Annotated in this window: 16 protein-coding genes; 5 read left to right on the forward strand and 11 right to left on the reverse strand. The window is 55.6% G+C overall.

Going from position 1 to position 19120, the window contains the following annotated elements:
* Nucleotides 1-2: 2 nt before the first annotated feature.
* The 4 genes from GS611_RS13280 to GS611_RS13295 are packed head-to-tail and all read right to left on the reverse strand — an operon-like array spanning nucleotide 3 to nucleotide 3997.
* Nucleotides 3-329, reverse strand: coding sequence for a cytochrome o ubiquinol/quinol oxidase subunit IV (locus GS611_RS13280; protein ID WP_224856200.1), 327 nt, complete (start codon nucleotides 327-329; stop codon nucleotides 3-5).
* Nucleotides 322-954, reverse strand: coding sequence for a cytochrome c oxidase subunit 3 (locus GS611_RS13285; protein WP_171636380.1), 633 nt, complete (start codon nucleotides 952-954; stop codon nucleotides 322-324). The genes GS611_RS13280 and GS611_RS13285 overlap by 8 nt, the downstream gene beginning before the upstream one ends.
* A complete protein-coding gene (locus GS611_RS13290) occupies nucleotides 951-3041 on the reverse strand; it encodes a cbb3-type cytochrome c oxidase subunit I (RefSeq protein WP_171636382.1) in 2091 nt (696 codons plus the stop codon). Before GS611_RS13290 ends, GS611_RS13285 begins: the two co-directional genes overlap by 4 nt.
* Complete coding sequence (locus GS611_RS13295) at nucleotides 3038-3997, reverse strand: cytochrome ubiquinol oxidase subunit II (protein ID WP_253283324.1); 960 nt, start codon at nucleotides 3995-3997, stop codon at nucleotides 3038-3040. Before GS611_RS13295 ends, GS611_RS13290 begins: the two co-directional genes overlap by 4 nt.
* 179 nt (nucleotides 3998-4176) lie before the next feature.
* Between GS611_RS13295 and GS611_RS13300 the strand changes: the two genes are divergently transcribed.
* The 4 genes from GS611_RS13300 (at nucleotide 4177) to GS611_RS13315 (ending at nucleotide 9720) form a co-directional block, all read left to right on the forward strand.
* Nucleotides 4177-5418: a lytic murein transglycosylase gene (locus GS611_RS13300; protein WP_216598282.1), complete on the forward strand. Its 1242-nt coding sequence runs from the start codon at nucleotides 4177-4179 to the stop codon at nucleotides 5416-5418.
* A 658-nt stretch (nucleotides 5419-6076) separates the two neighbouring features.
* Nucleotides 6077-6970: a UTP--glucose-1-phosphate uridylyltransferase GalU gene (gene galU, locus GS611_RS13305; protein WP_171229432.1), complete on the forward strand. Its 894-nt coding sequence runs from the start codon at nucleotides 6077-6079 to the stop codon at nucleotides 6968-6970.
* 69 nt (nucleotides 6971-7039) lie between these two features.
* Nucleotides 7040-8479, forward strand: coding sequence for a mannose-1-phosphate guanylyltransferase/mannose-6-phosphate isomerase (locus GS611_RS13310; protein WP_171636384.1), 1440 nt, complete (start codon nucleotides 7040-7042; stop codon nucleotides 8477-8479).
* A 170-nt stretch (nucleotides 8480-8649) separates the two neighbouring features.
* The gene (locus tag GS611_RS13315) at nucleotides 8650-9720 is read left to right on the forward strand and encodes a DUF2793 domain-containing protein (protein ID WP_171636386.1); all 1071 of its coding nucleotides are present in this window, start codon (nucleotides 8650-8652) and stop codon (nucleotides 9718-9720) included.
* Between the two features lie 259 nt (nucleotides 9721-9979).
* Here the strand turns inward: GS611_RS13315 and GS611_RS13320 are convergent, their stop codons facing one another.
* The 4 genes from GS611_RS13320 to GS611_RS13335 all read right to left on the reverse strand — a co-directional run bounded on the left by GS611_RS13320 (nucleotide 9980) and on the right by GS611_RS13335 (nucleotide 13887).
* Nucleotides 9980-10726 carry an outer membrane protein gene (locus GS611_RS13320; RefSeq protein ID WP_253285045.1) on the reverse strand — a complete coding sequence of 249 codons (747 nt, stop codon included), beginning with the start codon at nucleotides 10724-10726 and terminating at the stop codon, nucleotides 9980-9982.
* 17 nt (nucleotides 10727-10743) lie between these two features.
* Nucleotides 10744-11853, reverse strand: coding sequence for an HlyD family secretion protein (locus GS611_RS13325; protein WP_171636388.1), 1110 nt, complete (start codon nucleotides 11851-11853; stop codon nucleotides 10744-10746).
* Between the two features lie 143 nt (nucleotides 11854-11996).
* Nucleotides 11997-13661, reverse strand: coding sequence for a sulfatase-like hydrolase/transferase (locus GS611_RS13330; RefSeq protein ID WP_171636390.1), 1665 nt, complete (start codon nucleotides 13659-13661; stop codon nucleotides 11997-11999).
* A gap of 4 nt (nucleotides 13662-13665) precedes the next feature.
* Nucleotides 13666-13887 (reverse strand): hypothetical protein, encoded by a 222-nt coding sequence (locus tag GS611_RS13335; RefSeq protein WP_152460509.1) that lies wholly within the window; start codon nucleotides 13885-13887, stop codon nucleotides 13666-13668.
* Between the two features lie 57 nt (nucleotides 13888-13944).
* On the opposite strand from GS611_RS13335, the gene GS611_RS13340 reads away from it, so the two are divergent.
* Nucleotides 13945-14892, forward strand: coding sequence for a helix-turn-helix domain-containing protein (locus GS611_RS13340; protein ID WP_171636392.1), 948 nt, complete (start codon nucleotides 13945-13947; stop codon nucleotides 14890-14892).
* Between the two features lie 162 nt (nucleotides 14893-15054).
* Here GS611_RS13340 and GS611_RS13345 read toward each other — a convergent pair whose 3' ends face one another.
* From GS611_RS13345 to GS611_RS13355, 3 genes are all read right to left on the reverse strand, one after another.
* The gene (locus GS611_RS13345; protein WP_171636394.1) at nucleotides 15055-16044 is read right to left on the reverse strand and encodes a HupE/UreJ family protein; all 990 of its coding nucleotides are present in this window, start codon (nucleotides 16042-16044) and stop codon (nucleotides 15055-15057) included.
* Nucleotides 16041-16871, reverse strand: a complete 831-nt coding sequence (locus tag GS611_RS13350) for a peptidyl-prolyl cis-trans isomerase (protein WP_171636396.1) — start codon at nucleotides 16869-16871, stop codon at nucleotides 16041-16043. Before GS611_RS13350 ends, GS611_RS13345 begins: the two co-directional genes overlap by 4 nt.
* A gap of 158 nt (nucleotides 16872-17029) precedes the next feature.
* The gene (locus tag GS611_RS13355; protein WP_171636398.1) at nucleotides 17030-18952 is read right to left on the reverse strand and encodes a DUF3604 domain-containing protein; all 1923 of its coding nucleotides are present in this window, start codon (nucleotides 18950-18952) and stop codon (nucleotides 17030-17032) included.
* Between the last annotated feature and the right edge of the window lie 168 nt (nucleotides 18953-19120).

Below are 19120 nucleotides of genomic sequence, written 5' to 3' on the forward strand. Positions count from 1 at the left end.
CATCACATCACATGCATGTGCATTCGAATTGCCAGATTGCCCAGCACCCAGACCGTTCCAAAAATCATGATCAACAGAACCATCGTGGAAAACAGAACCAGATGCAGGTCTTCGCGGCTGCTGCGCCGGCGATCGATGTGCAGGAAATAAACAAGTTGCAGAACAAGTTGGGCCAGACCCAGCAATCCAATTGTCAGGTAAACACCGGGGGTTTCGATCCCAAACAGATGGGCCACGCCGAAGGTCGCAAAAGTCAACAGCAGCGAACCACCGTATCCGATCACATAGCGCCGACGCTCGCGACGGTGCATTTCAGAGCGCTTATCCATAGGTCAGGCCTCCGAAATAAACGATGGTGATGATCCCGATCCAGATCAGGTCCAGAAAATGCCAGAACAGGGCCAACCGAACCACGCGCGAGATAATGACGTCCGTCATCCCTTTCACGCGCAACTGGATACCCAGAACGATCAGCCACAAGCACCCAGCGGCGACGTGCAAGCCATGCAGCGGAACAAGTCCGAAGAAAGCCGACAAGAAACCGCTGCGCTGCGGAATGCCACCTTGTTCCGCCATGGCCATGAAATCACGCACCTCTAGCACTAGGAAGCTGATGCCCAGAAAAAGCGTGACGCCAAACCACAAGACAATGCGAGCGCGCGGCAGATTGTATTTCAGCGCCAGCATGGCAAGGCCAACCGTCAGACTGCTTGTCAACAGGATGAGCGTCTGCGCAAAGACGCTTTTGAGATCAAACAGCTCGTGCGGGCCGGGACCACCTGCCTGTGCATCGATCATCGTGATGTAAATCGCAAACATCAGGCCGAAATAGACCAGGTCGCTCATCAAAAAGACCCAGAACCCGAAGGTGACGACCTCGGTCGCCTTGTCAGCACTCGCGTGACGTTCCCCCAGGTTGATACCCGGATAGCTGTGGGTGGGCGCGCGCTTCATGTCACCGCCTCCAGATCGGGGCGGGCGAGGCCGCGATTTTCCGAAGACGTCTCGAAATCGCGATCCACCGCCTTTTCACCGTGAACCAATGCAAGCCAGGCTTCGTGATCCTTGCGCACTTCTTCCGCCGGTATGGTCAGCTCGGTACTGTCGTCGAACGTCCAGACGATCACCGCCAGGATCATCAGAACCGTCATCAATGCAGCCAACCACCAGATCCACCAGACCAGCGCGAACATCCAGATACCACTCATGACACACAGAACGAACCCAATGCCTGTATTGCGCGGCAAATCGATATCTTCATAGGCGTCGGGCGTTGGGTAGGCTGCCCCCTTTTCCTTTGCTGCCGCAAAATCATCCCGGTCCGTAACGGTTGGGATGATCGCAAAGTTGTACGGCGGCGGCGGCGACGGAACAGACCATTCTAACGTCCGTCCATCCCATGGATCTCCAACGGGAACGCGGGTCTTTTCGCGGTCACGGATGCTGACCCAAAGTTGGATCAGAACCGAGAACAACGCGCAGGTAATCACCAGCGCCCCGACGATCGCCACCATCATGAAGGGATGGAAAGATGGGTCATCATAGCTGAAAGAACGGCGCGGCATCCCCATCAGCCCGACGAAGTAAAGCGGCATGAAGGTCAACAAAAATCCTATGGTCCAGAGGGCAACCGTGACGCGGCCCCAGAACTCGTTCAGGCGAAAGCCGAAAGCCTTGGGGAACCAGTAGTTATAGGCGGCCAAAAGTCCAAACAGCACACCCGGCAACAGTACGTTGTGGAAGTGGGCCACCAGGAACAGCGTATTGTGTACCTGATAATCCACGGTCGGATTGGCCAGGATCACCCCGCTCAGGCCACCAATCACGAACAACATCAAAAATGCCAAACCATACAGCATCGGCACCGAGAACCGGATGCGCCCCCGCCACAAAGTCGCCATCCAGTCATAGACTTTTACACCGGTGGGAATGGCGATCAGCATGGTTGCGATACCAAAAACGGCGTTGATCAGGGCGCTCTGCCCCATGGTGAAGAAGTGGTGCAGCCAGACGGTAAACGACAGAACCGCGATCGACATCGTGGCGATGACGAGCGAGTTGTAGCCATAGAGCCTCTTGGCCGAAAAAGTCGCAAAAACTTCGGAGTAGATGCCGTAGGCAGGCAGAACCAGCAGGTAAACCTCGGGGTGGCCGAACAGCCAGAACAGATTGGCATAGTTCATCATGTTGCCGCCGAGGTCATTGGTGAAAAAGTGGAAGTCCAAATAGCGGTCCGCGGCCAGCAAAAGCGCCGCGACGCCCAGCGGCGGCATGGCAAAGACGATCAGGATCGAACTGCAAATGATGGTCCAGCAATACATCGGCAGCCGCATGAAGGTCATGCCCGGCGCGCGCATCTTGTAGATCGTCACGGCAAAATTGATACCGGTAAGCGTCGTGCCGATACCCGATACAACGATCGCCCAGATCCAGTAGTCCGGCCCAACGCCCGGACTGAAGGCGGCCCCGGTATACGGCGGGTAGGCCGTCCAGCCACCGGTCGAGAACCGCCCCACGACCAGCGAAACCATAAGCATCATACCGGAAGACACCGTCAGGCCCAGACTGATCTGGTTCAAGCGAGGGAACGCCACATCCCGCGCCCCGATCATCAGCGGGACGACATAGTTCGCGATACCAAAGACAAAAGGCACCGCGACAAAGAAAATCATGATCGTGCCATGGGTGCTGAACAGCTCGGCGAAATGTTCGGCTTCCAGGAACCCGTCGCCCGGGCCCGCGGCTTGCTGCGCGCGCATGACAACGCCTTCCAACACGCCGCGCGCCAGCATGACGATGGCAAAGACGACATACATGATCCCTATCTTCTTGTGATCAACACTGGTCAGCCAATCGCGCCAGAGGGGCGTCCACAACCGAAACCAGCTGAGCAGGCTGACCACGACGACAACGCCAACCAAGACGATTGCGGCCGCGGCGTTGGCAACGATCTCATTCGCGTTCGGGTTCTGGATCAACCCTGTGATCGGAAGCGCATCCCAGTCGAGGCGGCCGAGGAATCCTGAATAGGACGGCGTCATTGCTGCACCACCTGCCCGAAGGATGCCGTTCCCGGCTGTTGATCAACCGGCAGCGCTTTGCCGCTGTGATAGCGGTGCAGGATCGTTTGAAACAAATCTTGTTCCATCGTGAAGTACAGCGCGTCCTTTGGCATTTTGTCGGTGCCCAGCGCCGCCTGCACCTCATCCCTGTCTGTCCGCATCGCGAGCATCTGATACGTTTCCGGGTCCAGTCGGATACCATTTTCGCGCACTTTCTGGGCCCAGCTTTCAAATTCATCACTGTTCATGGCAACGGTACGAAATTTCTGTTTGGTAAAACCCCGCCCGTTGTACTGCGTGTTCTCGCCTTGCATGACCTCGGGGACGTCCGCGACCAGATGCAGTTGGGTGGTCATTCCCGGCATCGCGTAAATCTGGCCCGCCAGCGCAGGGATCATGAAGGATTGCATGACGGTATCGGTGGTCAGCGTCATAGCCACTTGCTTTTTGGTGGGAATGCCGAACTCGCCCACACTGGCAATACCAAGATCGGGATAGATGAACAGCCACTTCCAATCCAGCCCGACAACCTGCACGCGCAAGGCCGGATCTTCACCAAACGCCGACGCGTATGGATCAAGCCGATGGGTGGCCTTCCAAAGGTAGAACGACAGGAGCGCCACAATCACAACGGGCACACCCCACATGAGGAATTCCAGTTTCGCGGAAAAATCCCAATCCGGTCGGTAAGCTGCGTGACTGTTCCTTCTGCGGCGATAACGAAACGCGATCAACGGTACCAGTATCAGCACAGGGATAACAGCCACCATGATCAAAGCGGTCGCCCGCAGCAGATGCGTTTTCTGGATGGCGGCAATGGGTCCTTGCGGATCCATGAAACTGTCGCTGGCGGAAACCATGTGCGGCATCGACACAAACAGGATCACCGCCATCGCAAGCAAAGGGATTGGATTGGGCGTTTTTACATGTGCCATGACTGACTGCCCCTTCCTCAAACAAAATATCATTCGACTATCGACAAGTGCGTGAATTTTCTCAAGAGTTTTTCAAACCACCAATTGCCCAAGTCTATCCCGATTCAACTTCGGGTAAATGGGCCCAAGCCATTGCGGCATCTTCCCGTTGACTTGCAATCCCAACCGGGACAGACAAAATGACGATGCGTATTCTGGTATTCTCTTTCGGGTTCATCCTGCTCTTTCAGCCCTTGTTGGCACAGGATCGTGCGGCGATCGAACGCCAGTTTCAGTCGTGGTTGCAAGAAACCATTTGGCCTCGGGCAAAGGCCAAAGGTGTGACACGCGAGACGATGCAAGCAGCCCTTTCCGGCGTGACCCTTGACTGGAAATTGCCTGATCTGGTGCCTCCGGGAAGCGCGCGCAATACGCCCAAGGTCCAGAAGCAGGCCGAGTTTGGCTCACCCGGTCGCTATTTCAATCCGGGGTCGGTACAAGGCGCAACATCGGCAGGACGGAAAATGGCACGGCGCCATGCCGCAACTCTGGCGGCGGTCGAAGCTGAAACCGGCGTTCCTGCCCGCATTATTCTGGCGATCTGGGGAAGAGAGAGCGGATACGGACAGGTTCCGATCCGACATGATGCTTTCCGGGTACTGTCGACCAAGGCTTTCATGAGCACCCGGGCAGACTATTTCACAGCCGAGCTTGTTGCCGCGCTGCAAATCGCAGAAGCAGGGCACCAGCCCGCCCGGCAAATGAAAAGCAGTTGGGCTGGCGCTTTGGGTCAGCCTCAGTTCATGCCGTCCAACTATTTGTCCTATGCTGCCGACGGCAACGGCGACGGAGCGGCTGATATTTGGGGGTCACCCGAAGATACGATTGCGTCAATCGGAAACTACCTCATGAAACACGGCTGGGTCACCGCACGGGACTGGGGGTTCGAGGTTGTCGTACCCCAAAATGTCTCTTGCGCTTTGGAAGGCCCCGATCAGGGGCGACCTATTCAGGACTGGGTTGAGATGGGGATACGTCGCGTCTCGGGCAAACCCTTTCCAGCCCATGAGCTGCGTGGTGACGGGTACTTGATGATGCCCGCAGGACGACATGGTCCGGCATTTCTGGTCACGCCAAACTTCTACGTTCTGAAGGAATACAACAAAAGCGACCTGTATGCCTTGTTTGTCGGCCACGTTGGCGACCGTATTCAATACGGTATCGGAGATTTCAATGGCGCTTGGGGAAAGGTCGGCGGGCTGTACAGATCTGATATCGCCAAGATGCAGCAGGCGTTGGAACAGAAAGGGCATGATGTCGGAGGGGTCGATGGACTGCCGGGGTTCAAAACGCGTCGTTCGATAGGTCGGTGGCAAGAGACCCTGGGCATCGAACAGACCTGCTTTCCGGATGCGCTGATGAAAACAAGCCTGGCCCCGTGAGGCAAACCAAGTTGTTCAGCCGACTCTGACACCCGGCCGGCTCATCGATCCAATGTGCAACAATCAGGCGCTTCCAGAACCTATCAACGGAACCTCGTAACAATTGTTGCCCATTCGAAAACAAACTCTAAAAGGGAAAATCAAAAACTCGGATGCGTTGAACAAGGCGGTCAGCCGCCCTTGTGGAAGTAAGAAACTCTGTCCGTCTGCACCCTTTGACGCGGTATGTCCTTCAGACCCCGTGCTTCCGAAAATGAGGGTTGTGGGCTGCTTTGGGCGGGTCGCGGTTTCCGGTTGGGAAAACCACGCAAAAATAACACGATACGCGGTGCGGCAACACAGTCGGGTCGGTTCGGGGGACCTCGTGATCTGCAAGATACGCCGCGAAGAACAAGCCTATGAATTTTTCGTGATGGACCAATGCGATATATCCCGCTCTTCACCGTGCAGTCAGCCAATGATCCAAGCACATGGTGCGCAAATTAAGTATGGATACCGCATCAGAGCGGACTTTTGACTCCTCCCTGGCAAGGTGGCACGATTTGACTGATAGCAGCCTGATCCATCAGGCATCATTGATTGACAGGGCATTGCGGCCTATGAGGACATTCCGGACATTTCCTGCTCTGCTGGCAAAACTTGATAATTGAGAGGCACCATGACACGCAAAGTTACCAAAGCGGTTTTTCCTGTAGCGGGCATGGGAACGCGTTTTTTGCCAGCGACAAAATCCGTTCCAAAAGAAATCATGACGCTGGTGGATCGTCCATTGGTGCAATACGCAATTGACGAAGCCCGTGCAGCCGGGATCAAGGAATTCATTTTTGTAACGTCACGCGGGAAATCCGCGCTGGAAGACTATTTCGACCACAACCTGGTGCTGGAGCAGGAGCTGAAAGCCAAAGGCAAAAACAAACTTCTGGACGTGCTGAACAAAACGAATATGGAAAGCGGCGCGATCGCTTATATCCGCCAGCACAAAGCACTGGGGCTTGGACACGCGGTCTGGTGCGCCCGGCGGCTGATCGGCGATGAACCATTTGCCGTCATGCTGCCTGACGACGTCATCGCCGCCGACAAACCCTGTCTGCAACAGATGATCGAGGCCTACGAAGACACCGGTGGCAACATGGTCGCGGCGATGGAAGTTCCGAAGGAAAAGACCAGCTCTTACGGCGTGCTCGATGTTGGCGACAATATCGGGTCCGTCGTCCCCACCCGAGGCATGGTTGAAAAGCCTGACCCATCAGAAGCGCCATCCAATTTGGCAGTCATCGGCCGGTACGTGCTTCGGCCGTCCGTTTTGAACAACCTCAACGCAAAAAAAACCGGAAGCGGCGGCGAAATCCAGCTGACCGACGCCATCGCCCAGGACATTGCCGCCGGAGTGCCGGCCTACGGCTATAAATTCGATGGTCAGCGTTTTGATTGCGGTTCAAAATCAGGCTTTTTGCAAGCCACCGTTGCTTTTGCTCTTGCCCGCGAAGACCTGCGCGATGATCTGAGCCAATATCTGAATGACATTGTCGCCACGGGGAAAGCTGCTCAGTAGTCACAGATTTTTTTACTTGACCAAAAACATGGCAATACTGTCAGTCACCCGCTATTCGAAGGCACGTGCATGACCAATACAGTCTACCCCGTCATTCTTTGCGGTGGTTCGGGAACACGTTTGTGGCCCCTGTCGCGCAAAAGCTATCCCAAGCAATTCGTTCCTCTGGTCGGTGAAACAAGCCTGTTGCAGAATTGCGCGGAACGGATGCTCGGCCCTTCTCAGGCCCCGTATGCAAAGCCACTTGTTCTGACCAACGAGGCTTTTCGCTTTATTGTCCCGGAACAATTGATGGCCGTCGGAATTGACCCCGGCCCAATTCTGATCGAGCCCGAAGGTCGAAACACCGCCCCCGCTGTTCTTGCTGCAGCCTTGTATCTGACGGCGCGGGATCCGGATGGCATCATGCTGGTGGCGCCGTCTGATCACGTGGTTCCGGACATGGACGCCTTTCATCAAGCCGTCGCCGAAGGCGTACGGGCAATAAGTGAACGGCGCGATCTGGTAACTTTCGGCATCACTCCAACGCACCCGGAAACCGGATACGGCTATCTCAAACTCCGCCATCCGCCGGATACGTCCCAAGAAGCTGTCCCATTGGATCGTTTTGTGGAAAAACCTGACCGGAAAACGGCCGAGGCTATGCTGTCGGATGGCAGCTATCTTTGGAACTCGGGGATCTTCCTGTTTGCAGTTCGCGATATCCTTGCAGCTTTTGAACAGCACGCGAGCGAACTGATCCCACCGGTTCAAAAGGCCGTAGCCGAGGCAAAAACGGATTTGGGATTTCTTCGACTGGACCCGGCGGCATGGGCAGGTGTGGAAGACATTTCGATAGACTATGCAGTGATGGAAAAGGCCCTGAACCTGAGCGTGGTGCCTTATTCCGCTGGCTGGTCCGATGTCGGAAGCTGGACCGCGGTCCAAGAGCTGTCGAACCCCGATGAAGACGGTGTGGCGACCAACGGAGAAGTAACAGCAATCGACTGCCGCAATGCACTGATACGGTCCGAGTCTCCGGCACAGGAAGTCGTGGCAATGGGTTTGGAAAACGTAATTGCCATTGCGATGCCCGATGCGGTTCTGGTCGCGAGCATGGACAAGGCCCAGGACGTGAAACAGGCCGTTGCAGCGCTGAAGGCCAAGGGGGCGAAGCAGGCAGAATCCCTGCCGGTGGATCATCGTCCGTGGGGCTGGTTCGAAAGCCTTGTGATCGGAGACAGGTTTCAGGTCAAACGCATCCATGTGCATCCCGGTGCGTCGCTCAGCCTGCAATCTCACCATCATCGTTCCGAGCATTGGATCGTGGTTGAAGGCACGGCCAAGGTCACTATCGATGATCAGGAGCGTTTGGTAACCGAAAACCAATCCGTCTATATCCCACTGGGAGCGACACACCGAATGGAAAACCCCGGGAAAGTTCCCATGGTTTTGATCGAAGTTCAGACTGGCACCTATCTGGGTGAAGACGACATCATCCGATACGACGACATCTACGCCCGAGATTGATTCCCGGGCATTGCTCTGCACGGGAACGCCTATCGGCGGGTTCTCCGCAGACATCAGAATCTTACCAAAATCTTCCCTGGGCGGTCGGCCCGGTCAGACAGGATTGACGCGCTTTGCGGCAGGGTAGCGCGCAACCGAAGCTTCGGACCGACGCCACAGGAGGAACCCCCGTGTCACAAACATCCCCCCGATTGAACCTGCCTTTGCTGCAACCGGCACAAGCGCAAAAACACGTTACCCACAACGAAGCCCTGAGACAGCTCGATCTGGTCGTGCAACTCTCGGTACGGTCCACAGATTCCGGGACACCTCCAGTTGTCCCCGAGCAAGGCGATGTTCATGCCCTTGGAGCCAACCCGACCGGGGACTGGACAGGACATGCCGGTGAACTTGCCGCCTGGCTGGACAACGCCTGGCATTTTGTGACCCCCGACATTGGCTGGCGCGCCTGGGATGAAGCGGCCGGAGATCTGAAATACTGGACAGGAACAGCCTGGGCCCCCCTTCCAGTCAGCACGCAGAACCTGGACGGAGTCGGGGTCGCGACCAATTCAGACAGTACGAACCGTTTATCCGTTCGCAGCCCGGCGACCTTGCTGAGCCACGAAGGCGGCGGGCATCAGCTGAAGATCAACAAAGCCAGCACAGGTGATACCGCGTCGCTGTTGTTCCAATCGAACTGGACGGGTCACGCGGAAATGGGACTGTCTGGCACAACCGGATTTTCCATCAAAGTATCTCCTGACGGCGGCAATTGGACTGAAGCGATGACCTTTGATCCCGTAGCCGGAACCGTGTCGGGGGCAGCTGTTCAGGCGGACGCCAGCGACACGACTTCGGGCCGACTGATGCGCGCCGACTACGGATACGGCCCTGGAAACCTTCTTGGAACAGTGGCGGAAAACGCAGGTGTTCCGACCGGCGCTGTCATTGAGCGCGGCAGCAATGCCAACGGAGATTATGTGCGGTTTGCCGACGGCACTCAGATCTGTACGGCCACTCTTGCGCCCGTGGCCTGCACGACTGCTGAGGGTGCTCTTTTCAAAAACGGCCCAATAACCTGGGATTTTCCGGCTGACTTTTCGACGCCCCCGAACCTGAACGGTACCGGAGGTATTGCAACCCGTTTTACCGGGTTTGATACACCTTCGTCGTCCCAATCGACATTCATTGTCTTCTCGGCGATCTCGGATGCGGCAGCCTTGGCGCCATCCGTCACGGCCATTGGTCGCTGGTTCTGACAGGCAGGGCCGCCTGGATACCGGAATCAGGCGGCCAATCCGACAGCAGATCGGTTGCGACCCGTTCCGCGTTTACCCGCGCCACCAGATTTGCAGCCCTTCATCACACCGGCAAAAGCAGGATGGTTGGTGGAGCGCCCGCTCACGGAACGCAGCAAACAACTTGTAAGAAAAAGTTTGCACCGACCAAACATGCACGCCTCCCCGACTGACGTCTCGTACCAAGTCAAAGCCGAAGACAATAGTCGTTTACAATCAATCAGAATCGGTAGGTCGCCCCGATCACCGGCCCGGACTGATGGAACTCGAAATCATTGCCGCCAATCTCATGGTCGAAGGCGATATAGCGATATCCGCCACGGATCACCCATCTGTCATTGATAGCATAATCTGCCGTCAACAGAACCTGCCACGTTTCGCTGTCACTGCGGAAGCCGCCATAATCAACGAACCCGGTTCCCGTCCATTTGTCGGAAAAAACGTAACGTATTCTTGCGCCAATGACCGGGTCTACCCAATCGTCGTCCACAACGGTCGTGCGCCCAGGTGCCGAACCGGACGTTAGTGTGAAATTGGTTTCGGTGCTGAACCATCTGAAACCACCGGCAATGTCCAGTTGAACGGAAGGATCTTCATAGACCCGATAGGCCACGTACCCACTTAGGAACTGGGTGGTGAATGATGTATCGAGAGTGGATCCAGACGGACCGGCACCACTGTTGCTGAAGGATAAATTTGTATAATTGTAGTCAGCCAGCAGGCTCCAACGCCCATTGGATGCCGCAAACGCGCCCATAAAGGCGAAATCCAGGTTGCTCAGAGCGTCAGAAAAACTCAACGTGCCGTCCAATGTTCCTGACGGGGTTTCGATAGAAGTTTCCGTTTCAGGCATGAAAAGGTAAATCGTCGCTTCATGGGACCAATCGCTTTGCTGCGCGGAAGCGGTTGTGCCAAACGCCGCAACCAAGGCCAAACCCGTGCCTTTTATTGCCAGTTCTGTTTTCATCTCGTCCCTCCAATGTTTCAGATGTAATTCAGCTTTTTGGTGATCCAGAACAGGATTTCCGCCAACACACCGATTGCGCCCGCCTTGTCCGTAACCACCAGCGCAGTGCCGGAAGTCCCGAATGGAAAATCTTCGATATTGATCTGGTCCGGAACTTCGATTAGCACCGGATAGCTGGACACGCCAGCCAGATCGCGCAGTGAAGGAAGGCCCGTGCGCGAGTCAACAACGCCCTCTGCCGTTCCTACGGGCAACGATATGACGGTCCCTGGTAATTCGCCGCCCGGCTGGATTCGCAGCGCAAGGCGGATCTGGTCGCCGACGGAAACGTTCATGCGACTTGATTGGGGCAAACTTGCGATCAGATGGCGGTCATCGGGGACAACAAAAGAGATCGCCCCCTGTGCGATAGATACACGATTTCCGGGACGCAGAGAAACGGCGGTGACAAAGCCGTCTTCCGGCGCGCGCACGACTGTTTGTTCCAGCTTCCAAAGCGCCTGCGCCAAAGCCTGCTCAGCCTCGACCACGCCGGCATCAATACCGTCGATCTTGGCGGCAATCCGCCGCTCCAGACCGGCTTTGCGCGCCTCGGCCGCGCGCAGGCTTGCGGACAATTGATCGATGGCAGACACAGCTTCCTGCAACTGGAAGGTCGTCGATGCCCCCCGCTTCTCAAGATCGACAATGTCGTCACGGCGCTGGACGCCAAAGGTCAATTGCGCGGTGAGGGATTCAATGTCGGCTTCCGCCGCTGCCAGATCGGACTGTAACTGATCTGCCGCAGAACGCGCAGTTTCAAGACTGGCTGTCAGCCGGGCGACTTCGATCCGAAAGGGTGTATCGTCAATCCGGAACAGCGGATCCCCTTTCGCAACCCGCTCATTGGGGCGAACCGCAACGTCAACAACAGTACCTGACACATTGGGGGCAATGTTGGTGGCAACGCCTTGCACCGAAACAGGCCCTGTCGGTGTGGTGTGGTTGAGGGCACCGATTACAACCAGAGCAATGATTGCGGCACCCCCATAGACGACAGATTTCCAGAACCGGTTCCATGGAAGCAGCCCCAGCTTGGAAAACACCACCCAGATCACTCCGAAATAGAGACCTAAGACAATAAGCATATGTTTACTCCATTGCGCAGAGCTGCTGATACCAGCGGGGCGCAAGATTGGTTTCGGATGCGGCCAAGAAGTACGCCAACGCTTGCCCTATTTGCGTGTCGATTTCGCGGCCGCGCATTTCTGTTGACGCGCGCGGCCTTGTTTCATTGTTGCGCCGAAGATCGTTTGACCATGAAAGCCTCGACTGCCTGTTGCGTTTCCGGCCGCAGGTTTTCAATTCCTTCATACGGCATTCCTGTGGCCGGGCCTGTATCGGGGAACAGCTCTTTTCTCGCCATGTGGCGTCCCAGTATGCGGACGAACTCCTGCCCGCCCCAAGCACCAACTTCGGTCGAAACCGGGTATTTTTCGTGGGTGTCGCGCATCACATCAAAGAAATCTGCAATGATCGCGTTTTGACCCGGCCCGGGAAGGTTGAGCTTCAGCTTGTCCTTGACGACCGCCTTTGGGGTACTCACCGAATAGATGATCACGTGATCACGCCGACCTTTGCTTTCATCTTGAAACAGGATCGAGGCAGATTGATCCACGCCATCAATCAACCGGTCTCGGGGAATATGCTGAACCGCGCCGCCGAAACGAGCCAGCGTCGTATAAAGATCAGACACATGAATAATGTTGTTGATCATGCTGTCTGGTTCAATCAGACCCGGCCACCTTATGAAAGCGTCCACGCGAACCCCGCCTTCGGTCGTATCGCCTTTGCCTCCGCGAAAGACCATTGGCGTAAAACCGGATGCCGGTGAATACTTGGTGAAATGGCCGTTGTCGCCCATCAACACGACAATCGTCTTATCTGTCACGCCAAGCTCGTCCATGCGCGTGAAGATTTCGCCCAAATACGTATCCAGCTCTTGCAGTTTGTCGGCGTACAGACCTCCATTGACGCTTTCCGGCCCGTCACGCCCGGCCCGCGTGTTGTCCAGCGGGATCATCGGCCAATACTGTAGGAAGAAAGGCTCAGTACCGCCGGCCAAGCGTTCCAGTTCACTCAGGGTTTTGTCCTGAAAAGCTTGGTTCATCTCATCATATTTGGCTGCGTTCCAACGCTCACCCGGCTCCATTCGGATCTCACGAACAGGTCCGCCGGCATTTCCTTCGATCACCGTGGCCATGGCCGATGCATCGGGGCGGAACCAGTCGTCGATCGTGTAATCGTCGACGAAATCTGCGATACCAACAGAAACCTGCTCGCGGATTGCATCGTCATTGAAAATCGTCAGCTGACCCTGTTGATGAACGGCGTGCTGCGCATAGTCGAACCCCTGGTTCATTGCCCAGCTCTCGGCAATGTCACCCATGTGCCACTTCCCGACATGCGAGGTTGCATATCCTTCGGCCTTCAGAACCTCGGCAAGCGTCACTTCCTCTCCGGGCAGACCGAAACCGGCGATGTCGACGGTCGTATCACCCATTCCGATCCGAACCGGCAGACGACCGGTCGTCTGGGCCACACGTGTCGGGGTGCAGGATGGCTCTGTATACATGCGCACCATGCGCATCGCTTCGTCAGAAAAATCGTTGATGTTTGGGGTACTGATGCCGCGTACCGCGTTCAATTCTGGGATACCCATATCCCCAAAACCGATGTCATCGACCAGAATACTGATGATGTTCGGGGGGTTGCCACCGTTCTCGTCTCGAAATGCCGCGAGAGCCTGATCAACGGCTGTATCGTCCTGTTCCCAGGCATCCTTGTTCTGGGCCTGAAGGATATAAAACTCGGAATCATGCGCAATGGGTGCATCCTGCGCGTAGGCAGGTGCGCTGATCGCCAGAGAACCCAGCAAAAACAACTTGAGATCCATTTCTTTAGGTTTCCTTTTTCCTTGGGTTTTCTTCTCGCTCCAGACCCTGTGCGATAAGATCGTGGGCGACACTGGAAAGTGTCTGACCGGTTAAATCCGCAAGACGCGTAAGCCTGTGACGCTGTGAGGGTGTAAGAAGGGTCACGATCCGTTCCGACCGCACTTCTGCTTTCGGAAGCGGAGGGCGACCACGTTTGGGCGCGGCAAGCGGATCGGGCAATTTCATTTGAACATATTCCTATGTTTCGACTAAGCTTTTCATGCAAACTACAGGGGAGATATTTTGCACCGCATCAAAAAATCGACAAAACTAGACTTGGCCCCGCCCGAAGCGCCCCGGTTTTTTGCGGCCACTTTCCGTGATCCGAACCAGATCGCCGCAATATCCAAATGGGATATGGATTTCCGTCAGATCGAAGACGGCGAAATGCAGGCTGATTTCAAGGTTAGATCCGGCCCGCTTATTTCCGTTATGAAGTTTGGTTTCTCGCGGCGTGTGCACCAGATCGGCGCGTCTCCGAAGGGGCACATCACATTTGGCATCCCTACCCATTCAAGACTGACGGACTGGAACGGTACCAGCATCGAAACGCCACCGTTTCTGTCCTTCGGCAGCGGCGATGAGTTCGACTGTATCAGCGACAGCGGGTTCGGCGGATATACGATGACCGTTGAAACTGAGAATGCGATGAAAATAGGCGAGAAGCTGGGGATCGCAGTTTCTGATACGGAATTCCGGGCATTTTTGTTACCTGCAACGCCACCTGATCGCTCGGCTGCGCTTTTGAACGACATTCAGACTTTGTTGGCGAACCCAAATTCGTCAGAACAGGGCGAAACCCATTTGATCGAAGAGATACTGCGGATCGCTTTGGGGGGCGGGGCGGGTCGCAGGGAACCGCGGATAAACCGAAAAGCCCTGGCACTTGCTGCGGCCATTGATCGGATGACGGCGACCCCGGACGAAAACGTCCCCATCAGCGAGATCTGCGGGGATATCAGTGTGTCATTGCGCACATTGGAACGCGCGTTCAACGAAAAATTCGGTATCGGCCCAAAGGCCTATTACACAAGGCTCCGCCTTAACAGGGTTCGCAGCCTGCTTGCAGAACAAGGCAAAGATCTGTCAATTTCTGACGCCGCAAACCGATATGGCTTTTGGCATATCGGGCAGTTCTCACAAGATTACAAAAAGTGTTTCGGCGAATTGCCATCGGCCACTGTCGATTGAAAACACTTGGCTTTGTGCTGTTTGTGACCATGGCCTTTCATGGAAGCAAAATCGAAACCGCGCAAAAGCTCAGCAGGTCAGGCTCGGGCCGGATTCCATTTCATGCACATGCGCCGTCATGATCCACAAAATCTTGCTCAACTCTCGCGACTTCGCCGCGGTTCAAAAACCGCTTATGCGTTCTATCAGCCAGTACATTGACACTGAGCCGATCCCATACGCGGTCAAGACCGTGGCATGTTTGCCAACCGGAAACGCGATCAGCCGCCAGGTCGCCATCAAAAGAGCCAAGGCAGCAATAAAACTCAGCTGCCCGGCTTCGACACCGAGGTTGAAGGCCAGCAATGCCGCGGGAATATCGTTAGGGGGCAACCCGATATCAGCCAAGGCCCCTGCAAAACCTAGGCCGTGCAAAAGCCCGAACCCGAAGCAAACGATCCAGGGTTTCTGTTTTGAAAGCCGGAACCGTCCTTCGCCACCTTTGACGATCTCCATCGCCAGAAAAACGATGGACAATGCGATAACGGCCTCGACTGGTGGTCCGGGAACATTCAAAACGCCCATCGTTGCCAGCGCCAAGGTTATTGAATGCGCAAGTGTGAACGCTGTTACGGCTCCGACAAGTTTCCATGGATCGCGGACCAGAACAAACAGCGCAAAGACAAACAAAAGGTGATCCCAACCTTCCAGTATGTGTTCAAATCCCAACTGGGAATATGCGGCAAACACTGACCATGTCGACTGTTCAGAAGGTATGATTTGAACATTGATATCCGGTGTAAAACGAAACGTAGTAGGTTGCGCATCCTGGGGATGCACACGCGCCAGCACGTCGTTTCTCTGAGTCTCAAGGCCCTCAATGGCAATGGGTTGGCCCGCGATACCCGCCTGGCATTCGACGACCCAGGACGAAACCCACCCTCGACCGTCGGAAATGGGATCCGGGCCACGCGCCGGAGTGCAGCCATCTGGCAAAACTGCGTCAATCGCCATCGGTTGGCCATTCACGTCGGGCTTTCGCCAATGAACGCTCCAGGTGTCAGAGGCAATCTGACGAATTTCCAGAAATCCCGGATCAAGCGCGTGCGCAGCAGCGAAATTTGCAGGCCACACAAACAGCAGCGCAAACAGGAAGCAGATCAAAGCTCTCATTTAGCCGGGCCTGAAAGATCGGGGGCCACAATCTCGTATTTTTCGGCCAGAGACTGATATTGCGCTTGCGCCAGATCTTCACTCATCGCGCGGCGCCAGTCCCGCAGCACCGTATTGTGAATTTCAGCAAGTGGCGGTGTTCGGCTGGGCTCGACCGCAACGACCTCGACAAGGTGGATACCGTAACCTGACCGGATCGGACCCGTCCACTGACCTTTTTCGACCTCTGTTATGCTATGCGAAAACCCTCCTCCAAAGACCGACTCGACAACCCGCGTCGCGGACAAAGGCATTGATGCCGGCAGCAAGGTCGAACCGCCCAGATCGGAGATGTCTTGCTTGGCGCGCAGGGTGGCCAGGGCTTTCTCGATTTCGGCCTCTCCGGGCTCCTCTCCAAGAAAGGCCTGATTAAAAGCCACCATGACAGGCGTTGCATAGCGTTCCGCGTTTTCCTGAAGAAAAACCTCCAGATCTTCGTCATTCGGAACGATGGAAGTGGCAATGGCTTCGGTCAGATAATCCATTTTTTGGCTCAGCCGGGTCCTTATCAAGGGATCTCCGCGATCCAGACCAAGTTGTCTTGCCTCCCGGACCAGAACCTCTTCACGAATGGATGCGTCGACCAAAGCCTTCAGTTCCGCATCGCTTGGAGGGCGTTTCCACTGCGCTTCGAAACGAGCGGACAAAAGCGCAACGTCATCCTGGTCGAGTGTTATTTTCTCAAGATATTCAACGTTCTCGCTTTCCGGCGCTACAATATGGAACCAAACAAAAATTGCCGCTCCTATCAAAAAAAAATGGAGCAGAGGTTCTTTCAGTACTCGCATCAAGCCTCCTGCGTGAAACGTGGCCAGATTGTTTGTTCAGATGTTGGCGTCATCGGGTCGGGTTTTTGCATGATGATGCCCTCCGCGTGTTACAGTAACGCGGAGGACGCACCGAGGTAAGGTCATTAACTCGGCTTGTGTTCCAATCGCAGAACGGATCACTCTGCCGGGGTGTACCAGATCGGGGACGAATAGGCGCGTTCCTGATGCGTAAGCACTGCATCCTCGGGCAATTCGATGCCATATCTCAACTTGTCATACAGGATCCAACGCGGCGTTGGAATTTCGATGGCGCGGACGTAGTAAAATGCGCGCGCATTCGGATCGAAATCCGGGTCTGACCATACGGTGACAAGTTCGGCCGTTCCGATTGTGTTGGTCCAGCTGGCAGTATCCACGTCCACAGTGTTTCCAACCGCAGGGACTTTGCCGTTTTGATCGACCTCGCGGTTATCCGACCATGCGACGTCGTAGACCTTTTCCTGCAAGGCACCTTCAGAATCGAGCCATCCCTTTATCACTTGAACACGGTCAAGATTGGCACCAACCGGGTCGCGCAGAGCGGCGATCAGGAAGCTTGGCGCAGCCTCACCCTCGCGCGGGCGCAGGTCCGAACCCATTGGCACCCCTTTGGTATAGCCAACATTGGCCAGAAAACGGGTTTCAACATCAGCTTCACTGAAACCCCATCCGCCAAAGAACCGCAGGCCGATCCTTGGCCCGGTCGTTGCATAGGTTTCCCGGCGCTTGAACGCGTCAAAGATCGCCGCGCGTGTATTCTCAGTAGCCCAGACAGCCGTGTATCCGGAGGCGACAAGCAGGTCGCCGGGAATTTCACCAAGGTCATTGGCTATGAACGGATGCTTGATACGCGAGGCTGAGGGCTCGACGCTGACGGATTTTCCAAAGAAGTTGTCTTCTTCGGCCGTGGCCAGAGAGGTATGGCTGTCCGTCGCACCCCCCATGCCGAATTTATAGGGGTTCACGCCAAACTTTTCTTCCAGCATCAATCCGCGTTTCAATGCCTCTCGTGCGTATTCTCCGGCCAGCATGTCATCGGTTTTCAACTCGGTTATGTCCAGATTGCCGACGTCCCAGTTCTCGTAATCGGCAAATTCATCATCCGGGCTCAGGAAAGGATGCGCTTCACCGTCACCCTTGATCTGGGTGACTTCGTAATGGGGCTCCCATTTTGCGCGGGCCGCGACATATTCCTCGTCAACCTTGCCGCCGTGATAGGTGTCTTCGGTTGGGAACATCCACCCATTCGACAGGTTCCCGTTATGGGCAAAGGCAACTGCACGCCCCCCCGTTTTTTCCTGATACTCTTCAAGCCAGGCATAAAGCGCCTTTGGATCCGTATCACCGTAAGGCGGCTGCGTGACCGGCGGCACCATTTGAAGCGCCCTGATTGGCCCATCGCGCAGCATGACATTACGGTGCAAGTTGAACCCTTTCGGTACCGAGGTCCATTCAAAGCCGATGAAAGCGGTAAAGGTGCCGGGGTCATTGTGCCGCTCTGCCGCCAGAACGATGCTTTCCCAGGTAAAGGCAAATGCATCGGCACCGGGGCTGTACGATTCCAACAGGATTTCCGGCAGTGTCATTTGAGAAAAATTGGTGATGATGTCGAAAGCCGCTTTACCGGCTTCTTCCCCGCCGGCCTTGTACCCCTTGTACCACTCCAGTCCTTTGGGATCAGAAAGAACGCCCGGCTTGCCAGCCTGCAAATCCGGCGCGAACCCCATCAGATCCGTGTGATCCGTGAGAACCATCCAATCCAATGGTCGTGACAGTCTTACAGGCTGACCCGTTGAAGAAATGACCTGCTCACCCTTGGCGAAACGCCACGCCTCATCCGGCAGCAAGGTGTTCCCGAAAGCACCCGCATCCAGCGAAAGCCCGGTGTGAAGGTGAGTGTCCCCCCATAATGGACGTTCAGGAAATGTGCGTTGGGCGTAAGGGGAATAGGGCTGATCAGAAAACAATCCCTCGGCGGCATCTTCGCTGGGTACGGCGTCGGCACCAACAACAGCAGGGACCAATATGAGTGAGATTATGCAAGCAGATTTCCGAAACAAAGTGACCTCCCAGTTCAGGAATACTTAGCTATGAGGGCGAATTTCATCGCGCCATTATTATATTCCCATTTTCTTATATCACATTCTATCGGCCAAAGGGTATTCTTAATCTCAGAGCTGCAAACCCGCGCAATCAGGGAATTCGGCGAAAGCCCTTAGGGTGATCGC

Source organism: Ruegeria sp. HKCCD6119 (assembly GCF_013110585.1).
Lineage (GTDB): Bacteria > Pseudomonadota > Alphaproteobacteria > Rhodobacterales > Rhodobacteraceae > Ruegeria.